Source organism: Martinezella dioscoreae, assembly GCF_009176305.1.
Classification (GTDB): Bacteria; Pseudomonadota; Alphaproteobacteria; order Rhizobiales; family Rhizobiaceae; genus Rhizobium; species Rhizobium dioscoreae.
Genome location: NZ_BLAJ01000003.1, coordinates 395,503 through 407,592, shown reverse-complemented (window position 1 = coordinate 407,592; position 12,090 = coordinate 395,503). Strand labels below are relative to the sequence as shown.

Sequence of the window (12,090 nt, the reverse complement as noted above, 5' to 3'; positions counted from 1 at the left end):
TTAGTTGACCTTCTTCGGCTTGACGACCGTGGGCTCAACAGGTGTCGATCCTGCCCATGCAAGCTTGTTCATGAATGCGCTGCAAGCCTGCATGTCGCCAACCAAGATCGATGCGCCTACGAAATTTCCGTTCACCCGGTCGCGAGCCTTCTTAACGTCCGCGTCGGTCGCGCCGAGTGCTTTCGCCTGGGCAAGGTTCTTTTCCGCATCGGCGCGCATTTGTACAACCGAGCTGTATCCACCGTAAGCAGGACAGTTCGTGGCAATCGTTTCCGCGCCCGTATAGCGGTTTAGGTAAGTTTCCATCGGCGATCCGGGGGTGGTTGCACAGCTTGCGAGCGCAGATATTCCGGCCAATGCCGCAAGAGATTTCAACTTCATATTAGCGCCAACAAAAGTAAATTAACGCTGAAGTTGCAATCAACGATATAACTTTTAAGATGTCTATAGTGAAATAACGAAGGGTGAGGAGAAATCCCTAGGTGGGTGACTTGCACACAAAAACGGGCAGCCCTCGCAGGCCGCCCGCTGATATTGTTTCGGGATGAAGCTTTTGGCCTTAGTCCGCTTGTTCGGCTTTTGCAGTCTTTTCCAGCGGAGCCAGAAGCTCGGCGCAGTAGGAGGGGCCGCTGACGCCGGGCTGGTCGCCGAGGATTTTAACCGACCGGATTTCGTAGCTCTGGTTGGTAACGATGTCGGCCTTGCAGCTGAGGGAGCGCTTGCCGGCTTTCTTGCCGTCCTTGTTGACGATGGTGACGTTCTTGTAGCCGCCACGCCAGGTGTAGACGCGATTACCGCCTTCATCGCGATCTGAGATCGGCGGGCCGTAAGCCGCGAAGAAGCGGCCTGCAGACTGGCCCTGCCAGCGATCCTGAACGGGGTTCTTCGCAAGCAGCGGCAGGGCTGCTGTCGTTGTTGTCGTCGTGGTGCTGCAACCGGCCAGCGCCAGCAACAGTCCAGCCGCGGTCATCATGCGGATATTCATCGTGTCGTCCTTGAGCTTCTGTCACGCATAAGGTTGCGGAAAGGCCGCTGTCCCACGGCATTTCCACCTGTCCCGCTTAGGGCTTTAGCGCCAAAGCCGGCAAAAGAAAATTCCCATCCGCGTGTACAAACGGGATTTTACTTGATCTGTTGCGTCTTTTGCACGCCGGCATTTTCGGCCGCTGTTTCCTGCCGGTTTTCTAGGCAGATGCGGCTGTAATTTTTTCGTCAAAAATCAGATGCTTTTTTTGAATTTGGTGCTTGTGCATCAAAAATGGCTGGTCTATAGAAGCGCCGCTGGTCACGGAGTGTAGCGCAGTCTGGTAGCGCACCACGTTCGGGACGTGGGGGTCGAGTGTTCGAATCACTCCACTCCGACCAGCTTAAGACACTGATCTTGTTCCCGAAAAAATCTCCCATTTAAGAGTGCTGTCTGCATGCCTTGCAAGGCCGGACGGGGTTTCGCCAATGCCTGATGGCGGCGTTTCGATCAGGCCGTCTCGCTCCTTGAGGACGGGCGTATGAGGCTTTGCCGCAATCCTTCTGGTGCCTGTCGCCTATTCCCCCTTTCATAAGCTCACATCCAAACCGCGCCTCGGGTACGCTTTTACAAAACCGGCTCTTTTTGTCGCCCGAAGCACCATATACAAGGAAGAGGGACGTGCATCCGACTCAGGCGAGAGTTCGGCTGGCAGGTGCTGGAGCGGAGTAACGGAATGAGTCTTGTTGACGGGGTGGCCAGATTGGCTGGGGAGACGATCATGGGGCGACGGCAGACTAACAGCGCTTTGCGCAGTAAGGCCGTTGGGAAGAGATTGGGAATCGCGACCGGCTTCAGTGTGCTGGCGTTGAGCGCCGCATTTCTTCTGGGTTCCAGCAGCAATGCCCTGCGTGCCGCCGATTGCGGCAATGTCGCCGGACCTGGGCTTGACTGGAGCGGCTGCAGCAAGACCAATATCATGCTGCAGAGCAGCGACCTTCACGGTGCCAATCTGGCCGGCGCGCATTTCGACAGCACCGATCTCAGCGACACCAATCTGACCTCGGCCAATCTCGAGAAAGCGACTCTGGTGCGTGCCTGGCTGAAGAATGCCAAGGCCGATGGCGCCAATTTCGCAAAGATCGAGGCATATCGCTCCGATTTCAGCAGTGCCTCCGCCAATGGCGCGTCCTTTGCCAATGCCGAATTGCAGCGCGCCGAATTTGCCGGCGCGCAGCTGAAGAACGCCGATTTTCAGAAGGCGGAGCTCGGCCGTGCCGATTTCGACAAGGCCGTGCTGACGGGCTCGAATTTCTCCTTCGCCAATCTCTCGCGCGCCACGTTGAATGGCGCGGTGATGGACGGGTCGACTTCCTTCAGCGGCGCCTTCATGTATCTGACGCGCATCGAGGGTCTTGATCTTTCGAAGGCAAGCGGTCTGCAGCAGGCGCAGATCAATCTAGCGTGCGGGGATAATACGACCATATTGCCGTCCTGGTTGAAAGCGCCGTCCAGCTGGCCTTGCCCGCCCGATGAGAAGGACTGACAGTCTCTTCGTGACAGAACTTCGAAAGAGCAGACACATGTTTGTAGAAAAATCGATCCAACATGGCGGCAAGCCGGAATTCTATCGAGAGCTTGCGGATCAGCTGAAGGCCTTGCTTGATGGTGAGCGCGATGGGATTGCCAATGCGGCCAATACCTCGGCGCTGATCTTCCAGATGCTGCCGGAGCTTAATTGGGCGGGCTTTTATTTCCTTCACAGGGAAGACGAGCTTGTGTTGGGGCCGTTTCAAGGCAAGCCCGCTTGTGTCCGCATTGCCGTCGGTCGCGGCGTCTGCGGAACAGCGGTCGAAAGGGCGCAGTCGGTCCTCGTCGAGGATGTGCATGCCTTTCCCGGGCATATCGCCTGCGATGCGGCCTCGCGGTCGGAGCTGGTCGTGCCGCTCTTTCGCGATGGGAAGGTCTTCGGCGTCATCGATCTCGACAGCCCGCTGCCCGGCCGCTTCGATGGTGACGATCAAGCCGGTATCGAGGCGCTCGCCGCGATTTATGCGGCCTCAAGCGAGGCGAATGGCTAAGCTGCAGGAAGGGCAGGGCGTCACGCAGTCGTGATCGATATGGCAAATCGATCGCGTGATACCTATATTGGCCCTGCAAACACTCCCTCAGCGCTGCTCGAGCTTCATCCGGCCCTCTCCGTGTCCCCAGGACCAGGCCAAGCTCGGAGGGCGTGCCGAGGGGCAAGGAGAACAACAATGGGCAAATACAGCAAGACGGCAGAGGCCATCGCCAAGCTTACCCCTGAGCAGTATCGCGTGACGCAGCAGAGCGGCACGGAACGTCCCGGCTCCGGTGAATATCTCTATAACAAGCAGCCGGGCATCTATGTCGATATCGTCTCGGGCGAGCCGCTTTTTGCTTCGGCCGACAAGTTCGATTCCGGCTGCGGCTGGCCGAGCTTCACCAAGCCGATCGAACCCGCCAATGTCAGCGAATTGACCGACATGTCGCATGGCATGGTGCGCGTCGAAGTGCGCTCGGCCAATGGCGACAGCCATCTGGGCCATGTTTTCCCGGATGGTCCGATCGATCGCGGCGGCTTGCGCTATTGCATCAATTCCGCCTCGCTTCGCTTCGTGCCGCGTGACCGCATGGAGGCAGAGGGCTATGGTGCCTATATCGATCAAGTGGAGGATGTAAGATGACAACGGAACGTGCAGTTCTCGCCGGCGGTTGCTTCTGGGGCATGCAGGATCTCATCCGCCGTTACAACGGCGTCATCTCGACGCGCGTCGGCTATAGCGGCGGCGATGTCCGCAACGCCACCTACCGCAACCACGGCACCCATGCCGAGGCGATCGAAATCATTTTCGATCCGCAGAAGATCAGCTATCGCGATCTGCTGGAATTCTTCTTCCAGATCCATGATCCGACCACGCGCAACCGGCAGGGCAACGATGTCGGTTTGAGCTACCGCTCGGCGATCTTCTACACCAGCGAAGAGCAGAAGCAGGTCGCGTTGGATACGATCGCCGATGTCGACGCTTCCGGCCTTTGGCCCGGCAAGGTCGTCACTGAGGTCGCCCCCGTCGGCGATTTCTGGCAGGCAGAGCCGGAGCACCAGGATTATCTGGAGCGCTATCCGAACGGCTATACCTGCCACTTCATCCGGCCGGGCTGGAAACTGCCGCGCCGGCAGGCCGACGCAGCGCAGCGCGCGGCGTCATGATGAAAGGATCGGCCGGCGCTGGCCGGCTGGACTCCTTCCTTGGCTCATGGGAGGTGAAGCGGCGGATCATCGATCGCTTCAATCGCTCCCTGGTCACATTCGAAGGGCAGGCGTTCGTTACGCCTGTCCAGTTCGAGGAACATGGCGATACGCGAAGCGACCATGCAACGCTGAGAAGCAGCCGCACCTATCGGCTTGACGATGCCGACGACGATCTCGTCGTGCGTTTCCCCAATCTTTCGGAATTCATTCGCATCGGTGAGGGCGCCTCGCAGCGTGTCACCCATCACTGCGGTCCCGATCTTTATCGAGGCCGTCTGTTCTTTCGCACGTCGGATGATTGGGCGGAGATGTGGCATGTGCGCGGGCCCAGAAAAAATTACCTGAGCCTCGCGCACTACCGACGCATTTGATCGGAACCGGTCTCCCGAATGGGAGGCCGCGTTAGCGAGCCTGGCGCCGTGCCCGGACGGCCTTCGCCAAATCTTCCAGCGTGCGCACGGAGGTCGGCCAGTCGATGCAGCCATCCGTGATGCTTTGGCCGTAAACCAAAGGCTTGCCCGGCACGAGATCCTGGCGGCCGGCGACGAGATTGCTCTCCATCATCATGCCTTTGATCCGCCGATCCCCGCCTGCGACCTGCTCCGCGACCGATGTGACGACGAGCGGTTGGTTTTCCGGGTTCTTGCTGCTGTTGGCATGGCTGGCGTCGATGATGATGCGCGGCTCGAGCCCGACCTTGAGGGACTGTTCTGCCGTCGACTGCACGCTCTCGGCGTCATAATTGGGCTCTCTGCCGCCTCGCAGGATGATGTGACAATCCTCGTTGCCGCGGGTCGAGGCGATCGCGGCAAGGCCTTCCTTGGTCACGGCCGGGAAGTGATGCGGTTGCGATGCCGCGACGATTGCGTCGAGCGCGATGCGCACGTCGCCATTCGTGCCGTTCTTGAAGCCGACAGGGCAGGAGAGGCCGGATGCGAGCTGCCGATGCACCTGGCTTTCGGTCGTCCTCGCGCCGATCGCGCCCCAGCTCACGAGATCGGAAATATATTGCGGCGTGATCGTATCGAGATATTCGCAGCCTGCCGGCAGACCGATCTCGTTGACGTCGAACAGCAGCTTGCGGGCGATGCGCAGGCCTTCCTCGATGCGGTAGCTGCCGTCGAGATGCGGGTCGTTGATCAGACCCTTCCAGCCAACCGTCGTACGTGGCTTCTCGAAATAGACGCGCATGATGATTTCGAGATCGTCCGCGAAGCGGTCCCGTTGTTCCCTGAGCAGGGCGGCATACTCGTGGGCAGCAGCCGGATCGTGAATGGAGCAGGGGCCGATCACAACGATCAGTCGGTCGTCTTCGTCGCGCAGGATGTTGTGGACGGCGTTGCGCGCCCCGGTGACGGTCGCTGTCACCGCCTCGTCGCGGGGGATTTCATCGATAATTCGAGAGGGCGGCGTCAGCGCCGTGATCTCGACAATGCGCAAGTCGTCAGTGGAATTCAACACGGTATCGGTTCCTTTTGGGGTCATACCGTGGCGACAAAAAAGCCGCCAGGTAGAACTAGCGGCTGTTCGGGTCTTTGCTGTCGTGTCTTTTCTAACTACGCACAGGCCCGTCTCCGCTGAGAGCAGCGGTACGAATAAAATCGTGCGGAATATGCGTGAGCGAAAGACATGGGCTGTCTCTACGATAAAAAATGCCTGGTGTCGATGAGGAAGATTGAGATTTCAGACGGCATGCTGCAGAGCCAGCCTTCAGAAAAAATGACTTACCCCTGTCTCGGAAGGATCGGCCCGACTTCGCTGGAAGTAAGGCCGATCCCCATCCGATCAGGGGTCAAGTCAGATCAGATCTCAGTAAAGTGGTCTTAGAAGCTACGCTGGAAGCGGAGAACGCCAGCCCACTGGTCCTGATTGATGGAGTCCCAGTTGGTGTAGGATACTTCCGGCGTGATCTGCAGGTTCTTGACCGGGTTCCAACGGACGTTCGCGGTGGCTGCGAAAATCTTCGAGTCGGTGTAGGCAACCTGAGCGTTCGCCTGCAGCTTTTCGTTGATCGGAACGGTGAAGCCGCCCCAGACAGCCCAGTCGCCCCAGCCGATGCCCTTGGCAGAGCCAGCGCCGTTGGCGTTTGCATACTTGTTCAGCTTGTCACCATCGGTGTTCCAGCCGCCCATCAAGAAGGCCTTGAAGACGCCGAAGTCGGCATCGACGCGAGCCTTGATGGCGCCTTCTTCGACGATGGAGTCATAACCGCCGACGATCTTAAAGCCGAAGTTACCAGCCTTGTAACCAGCACCGGCAACAACATCCGGAGCGTAGTGGTTGGTGCTGTTTTCGCCGTTTGCGCCCGTAGCGCCCGAACCGGAGTTCGAGTCTTCAACCGAGATCACAGCCGTGAAGCCGTTGCCGGCGTCATAGTTGTAGGTCAACTGGTTGAGTTCGTACGGGCCGTCATTGACCACGTCGTCGTTGATGACATTGCCAGCGTAACCGATGTACGAGTTGTACTGGGAGTCAGCCTTACCGACCAGAAAGCCACCGAGGCTGATGTTTGCGAACAGCAGCTTCGTGGTGGTCGAGCCGCCATCCTGCCAGTCCCAACGGATGACCGTGTTGGTCTTCAGCGGGCCATATTCGGTGTCGGTCGCAGTGTCGAGGCTCAGATGAGCGCGCGTGTGCCAGAGCGTGCCATTGTGGCTGTTCGGGTTGTAGGCGTCGTACCACTTGCCTTCGGTACGGACATAACCGCCGATCTTGAGGCAGGTTTCCGTACCCGGGATGAAGAAGTAGCCAGCGCCATATGCGTCGCAGATGCGAACGTATTCCAGCGGTTCCGGCTCGGCAGCAACGATAGCGTCGGCTGCCTGAGCGCCAGAAACTACTGCCAGGGCAGCAGCGGAGCCGAGAAGAAGGCTCTTGATGTTCATAAAAACTCCAATCCAATATAGATTGGGCATAGGCAATCGCGCCGAAAAATCGACGTGCCTTAACCCTATCCCTGTTTAAAAACCCCGACTCGGGAGAAACGGGCCCCACCCGCTTCTGGTCGCTATTAAAGACGAATTCCTGCAAAGTTATATGATATATTTTTCTCGGGATGACTTTTTCGTGAAATTTAAGTTCGAGTTGCAAGAAAGCAACAGGCGTAAACAAAATGATAAGTTCTGCATAATATTGGCTACGCAATAGTCATTTTAAGATAGAATACGGTTCCTTATATTATTCGAATATTATTTGATAATATTTATTGCGGCGTGCTCGGCCAAATGCAGTTGCCCATTTGGTGGCTACACCACGTCATCGCCCTCTCGCGGCAGCCAAGGGGTCTATTCAGGCCATCGCCAGCTCTTCCGGTCGGTTAGTATGAGGCTGGTCGCTTCGAGGCTGAGACGATGAGTTTGCTTAATATAGAGCCGATCATGATGCCCCAGAGCCCGCTGGTCATGCCGACGATGATGTCGAGCGGCGAACCGTAATTGCCGCTTGCCAACAGATGCGAAAGGGAAAGCGCCAGCACGCTGCCGATCATCAGGAGACAAGTGAAGGAGGGAGACTGCGGGTAGGCGAGGCGGGCAAGCATGCCTGCTACGCAGAGCGCAAGGGCGCGAAAGATGTCAAACGGATTGCCGAATGTGGCCTGCCAATTGAGATGAGCAAGCGTTACGCCGATAAGCGCCGCAATATAGGTCCAGGCAATAATCTTCAAAAACCGGTCTGATATCATGGGGATATGATATAGCAGCGGCGAATATAAACGCCAGCCTGACGCCGCTGCGAAGATCGTTGGCGCACGAATCTAGCGCGCACATTTTATGTGGTTTCGAAATATTCTGTTGCGGCGCGGTAAGGTTTTCGGCCGTGTTTGGCCTTCGATTCGCCTTCTTGCTGTGCCGCCGTCAGTGAGTGGACTGGCCGCGTTACCTTTCCGGCCAGTCATCAATGCTGCTTAAGCTTTCGATACGCGAAGCGCATCTTCATCCTCGTCCAATTGCTCTTCATCGTCTGCGGCAACGGTTGATGATGAACGGCCGAGGAAGGAAAAGACGACGATCGCCGTCAGGACAGTGATGGCAGTCAGAAGCCAGAGGAGCGCGCCGAAGGCGTTGCCATAACCCAGAATAAGCGTGTCATGCCCGATTGCCGGCACAGTCGATGCCGCGGCGGTCAGATTGCCTGTTACGAGCTGCTGGGCAGCCATAGCGGCGTGCTCGCCAGCGGATACGCCGAGATTCGATTGAATGAAGGCGGAGAGGATGGCGCTGACGACGGCAAGCGCCACCCCTTCGCCGGCGACGCGGGTGGTGCTGAAGATGCCGGTCGCCATTCCGGCTCGCTCCTTGGGGACGACGCTGACGGCAAGCCCGTCCATTAGGCCCCAGGGCAAGCTGATGCCGACCCCGATCGTCAGCAGCGGGCCGATGAGAGCGGATGGGGCCGAGCCGGCGGCAAAATGGCTAAGCCAGAAAAGGCCCGTCGCCGAGATGATGAGACCGGCGCCGCAGATCGTTGCGGGGCTGAACCAGCGGGTGAGGAGCCCGGCGACGATCGGCAGGATGAGCAGCGGCGCCGAAAGCGCGACCATCATCCGCCCGGCGGCGATCTCGCTCATGCCTTCGATGCCGACGAAACGCACGGGCAGCAGGATCAGCAAAACGACAAAGGCATAGGCGGGTGCCGCCGCCAGAAGCTGCACGCCGACGAAACGCGGATAGCGAAACAGGCTGAGATCCAGCATGGGTCGCTTCACGACGCGCTCGATGATAGCGAAGGCAAGAAAGAGCACTGCGGCGCCGGCCAGCAGGGCGATGACGAGCGGATCACTCCAGCCGGTTTCCGGCGCGCGCAGAACGCCATAGGTGAAGAGCGTCAAGGCAAGTGTAAAGCTCAGGGCGCCCGGCCAATCTAGCCCCGCCGCATCGGGATCTTTGGATTCGCGCAGGAAACAGGCGCCGAGGCCAAGTGCGAGCAATGCCAGCGCAACCACGAGGATGAAGATGGAGGGCCAGCCGAAGGCATCGATCATCAGACCGGAGGCGATCGGCCCGAAGGCGAGACCTACGCCGAAGCTGGAGCCGACGATGCTGAAGGCACGCATCCTTGCCGCCCCGTCGAACTCCTGAGCCAGCGAGGCCATGCCACCGGAAAAGGCGGCCGCAGCGCCGAGGCCCTGCAGTGCCCTCAGTATATCGAACCAGACGATGTTGTTGGCCAGCGCCAATCCGGCTGAGAACAGCGCGAAGCAACCGACGCCGGTCAGAAAGATGCGCCGGCGGCCAAAGCTGTCAGCCAGCGCGCCCGAGGCCATCAGGCAACTGCCGAAGGTCAGCATGAAGGCGTTGGTGACCCAGTTGAGCGCGATCGGGCTGCCGCCGAGCATGCGGCTGATGGCCGGCAGGGCGACGGCTGGGCCGGTGAATGTTAGCGGCATCGCCGCTGCAGCACAGCAGACGGCGACAAGGACGAAGAATTTCTCGGTCGGACTTGCGACCTTTGTCTGGGGAGAGGTCATCGGATTACCGTTGGGTTTGAGCAAGGAAGGAAGCGGCAGGCAATCCTGGGAGTGATGTTGGCCAAAGGCCCGCGCCTGCGCTTCAAATGACCGCACCAAGATATATTCGCTGCAATCACATGATAATTGCGCTATTTTTTCATATATACCGGAATAAAACTCTCGAATGGAGCGCGCCCATGGATCGTTTAAGCGGATTGACAGCCTTCGTTCGTACCGCGGATCTCGGCAGCTTTGCCGCTGCCGGACGCGTGCTCGGCCTTTCGGCCTCCGCTGTCGGCAAGGCGGTCAGCAATCTGGAGCATCAGCTTGGCGTCCGGTTGCTGCAGCGTTCCACGCGCAGCATTCGATTGACCGAGGAAGGGCGGCTCTTTCACGAGCGTTGCCGGCGCGTGCTTGACGATCTCGACGATGCGCAAGCCTCGCTTGCGCAGGCGGTCGCCGTTCCGCGCGGGCGGTTGCGCGTCAGCGTTCCCATCGTCAGCTATCACTTCCTCTTGCCCGTCGTGCCGGAATTCGTTGCTCGATATCCCGAGGTCGAGCTCGACATCGATTTCAACGACCGTATCGTCGATATGATCGAGGAGGGGGTCGATGTCGCGATCCGCAGCGGCGATCTGCCGGATTCGCGGCTGATATCGCGCACCTTGCGCCCGTTTCAGATGTTGCTCTGCGCCGCGCCCAGCTATCTCGAACGCTTCGGCATTCCCGGTTGCCCGCGTGATCTCAACGAGCATCTGGCCGTCAGGTTTCGTTTCCCGAATAGCGGCAAGCTGCAGGATTGGCCATTGAAAATGCCCGAGAGCGAGGCGGATCTTCGAATGCGAACGGCTTTCTCCTGCAACAATATGGAAGCGGTGCGCGGCGCGACCGTCGCCGGCCTTGGCATCGGCTGCATGCCGGATTTCCTCGTGCGCAGCACGCTTGCGGAAGGAAAGCTCAGAACGGTTCTCGACGATTTCATCGATGAACCCGGCCATTTCCATCTGCTCTGGCCATCCAACCGCCATATGTCGCCCAAGGTCCGCGTTTTCGTCGATTTTCTGAGCGAGAGGCTGTTCGCGAAAAGCTGCGATGTCTTGCCGGCAACGACTGCTGCTTAGGACAGAGGCTTTGGGGGCCGGCTCTAATACCGCCTGTTGGTCATAATGATAATTTCTAGAATCGTCTGAGAGACAGTTGTCGCGGGAGTTCGATTTTGCGACGGTGTTGGCTTCATATGCAGACCTGCCGCAGCAATCCGCAGTTCCCAACCGCCAAAATTTGGAAACCCCAATGAGCCGCTTCTGGAGCCCGATTGTTCATTCCTTGACCCCCTATGTCGCCGGCGAGCAGCCGACGACCGGCGGAATAACCAAGCTCAATACCAATGAGAGCCCTTACGGTCCTTCGCCGCTTGCCCTGGAGGCGATCTCTAAGGCTACATCCGATACGCTTCGGCTCTATCCGGATCCGACGGCGCAGGAGCTGCGCATCGCAATTGCCGAAAGCTTCGGGCTCGACAAGGACGAGGTCTTCGTCGGCAATGGATCGGACGAGGTTTTGGCCCATACGTTCCAGGCGCTGCTGAACCATGAGGAACCGCTGCTTTTCCCCGATATTACCTATAGCTTCTACCCCACCTATTGCCGCCTCTATGGGATCGAATTCCGGCAGATTCCGGTCGATACCGAAATGCGCGTCCGCATTGACGATTATCGCCAGCCCTGCGGCGCAATCATTCTGCCCAATCCCAATGCACCCACGGGGATCGGCCTGCCTCTGGCTGATATCGAAACCCTTCTCCGGGATCATCCCGATCAGGTCGTTGTTATCGACGAAGCCTATGTCGATTTCGGCGGCGAGAGCGCGGTTCCACTCGTCCGCACATATCCAAACCTCGTGGTAATCCAGACCCTCTCGAAGTCGCGCGGGCTTGCCGGCTTGCGTGTCGGTTTCGCCGTCGGACAACGGCCGCTAATCGACGCTTTGGAAAGGGTCAAAGACAGCTTCAATTCCTTTCCTCTCGACCGGCTCGCGCAGGCAGGTGCGGTAGCGGCCTGGAAAGATCGCGACTGGTTCGAACGCCATCGCGCCATGATCATCGCCAGCCGGGAACGGCTGGCCGTTGAGCTCGGGGAGCTGGGCTTTCACGTCCTGCCGTCATCCACCAATTTTCTGTTCGCGCGACATCCGAGCCGGCCAGGTGCGGAACTGGCGGCAGAGCTGCGAAGCAGGAACATTCTGGTAAGACGGTTTTCCGGCGAGCGTATCGGCGACTTCCTGCGCATCAGCATCGGTACGGATGAGGAGTGCGACCGGCTGGTGACGGAGCTCGGCGACATTTTGCAGTGAGCTAACGGCCCCGGACGGTCACTTTGAGGCAGAATGCCAGAAGGGCCGATT

At 58.8% G+C, this 12,090-nt stretch carries 13 protein-coding genes and 1 tRNA gene; 8 read left to right on the top strand and 6 right to left on the bottom strand.

Features of this window, described 5'->3' with window-relative positions; genetic code table 11:
• Complete coding sequence (locus tag GDN47_RS13825) at positions 1 to 381, bottom strand: hypothetical protein (protein ID WP_152093581.1); 381 nt, start codon at positions 379 to 381, stop codon at positions 1 to 3.
• A 178-nt stretch (positions 382 to 559) separates the two neighbouring features.
• Positions 560 to 985: a hypothetical protein gene (locus GDN47_RS13820; protein ID WP_152093580.1), complete on the bottom strand. Its 426-nt coding sequence runs from the start codon at positions 983 to 985 to the stop codon at positions 560 to 562.
• Between the two features lie 303 nt (positions 986 to 1,288).
• Here GDN47_RS13820 and GDN47_RS13815 point away from each other — a divergent pair.
• The 6 genes from GDN47_RS13815 to GDN47_RS13790 all read left to right on the top strand — a co-directional run bounded on the left by GDN47_RS13815 (position 1,289) and on the right by GDN47_RS13790 (position 4,609).
• Positions 1,289 to 1,365, top strand: a tRNA-Pro gene (locus GDN47_RS13815).
• A gap of 440 nt (positions 1,366 to 1,805) precedes the next feature.
• Positions 1,806 to 2,510, top strand: a complete 705-nt coding sequence (locus tag GDN47_RS13810) for a pentapeptide repeat-containing protein (protein WP_371865512.1) — start codon at positions 1,806 to 1,808, stop codon at positions 2,508 to 2,510.
• A gap of 37 nt (positions 2,511 to 2,547) precedes the next feature.
• A complete protein-coding gene (gene msrC, locus GDN47_RS13805; protein WP_152093579.1) occupies positions 2,548 to 3,045 on the top strand; it encodes a free L-methionine (R)-S-oxide reductase MsrC in 498 nt (165 codons plus the stop codon).
• A gap of 177 nt (positions 3,046 to 3,222) precedes the next feature.
• Entirely contained in the window at positions 3,223 to 3,672 is a 450-nt protein-coding gene (gene msrB, locus GDN47_RS13800; protein ID WP_069613810.1) for a peptide-methionine (R)-S-oxide reductase MsrB, read from the top strand.
• Complete coding sequence (gene msrA / locus GDN47_RS13795; RefSeq protein WP_113331928.1) at positions 3,669 to 4,196, top strand: peptide-methionine (S)-S-oxide reductase MsrA; 528 nt, start codon at positions 3,669 to 3,671, stop codon at positions 4,194 to 4,196. Before msrB ends, msrA begins: the two co-directional genes overlap by 4 nt.
• Positions 4,193 to 4,609, top strand: a complete 417-nt coding sequence (locus GDN47_RS13790) for a DUF6314 family protein (protein ID WP_152093578.1) — start codon at positions 4,193 to 4,195, stop codon at positions 4,607 to 4,609. The genes msrA and GDN47_RS13790 overlap by 4 nt, the downstream gene beginning before the upstream one ends.
• A 31-nt stretch (positions 4,610 to 4,640) precedes the next feature.
• Here the strand turns inward: GDN47_RS13790 and GDN47_RS13785 are convergent, their stop codons facing one another.
• The 4 genes from GDN47_RS13785 to GDN47_RS13770 form a co-directional block, all read right to left on the bottom strand.
• The gene (locus GDN47_RS13785; RefSeq protein ID WP_173002495.1) at positions 4,641 to 5,723 is read right to left on the bottom strand and encodes a 3-deoxy-7-phosphoheptulonate synthase; all 1,083 of its coding nucleotides are present in this window, start codon (positions 5,721 to 5,723) and stop codon (positions 4,641 to 4,643) included.
• A gap of 338 nt (positions 5,724 to 6,061) precedes the next feature.
• Positions 6,062 to 7,123 (bottom strand): porin, encoded by a 1,062-nt coding sequence (locus GDN47_RS13780; protein ID WP_113331924.1) that lies wholly within the window; start codon positions 7,121 to 7,123, stop codon positions 6,062 to 6,064.
• A 431-nt stretch (positions 7,124 to 7,554) separates the two neighbouring features.
• Positions 7,555 to 7,902: a hypothetical protein gene (locus GDN47_RS13775; protein ID WP_113353945.1), complete on the bottom strand. Its 348-nt coding sequence runs from the start codon at positions 7,900 to 7,902 to the stop codon at positions 7,555 to 7,557.
• 240 nt (positions 7,903 to 8,142) lie between these two features.
• Positions 8,143 to 9,705 carry an MFS transporter gene (locus GDN47_RS13770; protein WP_145320834.1) on the bottom strand — a complete coding sequence of 521 codons (1,563 nt, stop codon included), beginning with the start codon at positions 9,703 to 9,705 and terminating at the stop codon, positions 8,143 to 8,145.
• A gap of 179 nt (positions 9,706 to 9,884) precedes the next feature.
• On the opposite strand from GDN47_RS13770, the gene GDN47_RS13765 reads away from it, so the two are divergent.
• Together GDN47_RS13765 and hisC are read left to right on the top strand one after the other, a co-directional pair.
• Positions 9,885 to 10,808, top strand: coding sequence for a LysR family transcriptional regulator (locus tag GDN47_RS13765; RefSeq protein WP_113331923.1), 924 nt, complete (start codon positions 9,885 to 9,887; stop codon positions 10,806 to 10,808).
• Between the two features lie 172 nt (positions 10,809 to 10,980).
• On the top strand, positions 10,981 to 12,039 hold the full coding sequence (gene hisC / locus GDN47_RS13760) for a histidinol-phosphate transaminase (RefSeq protein WP_113331922.1): 1,059 nt from the start codon (positions 10,981 to 10,983) through the stop codon (positions 12,037 to 12,039).
• Positions 12,040 to 12,090: the final 51 nt, after the last annotated feature.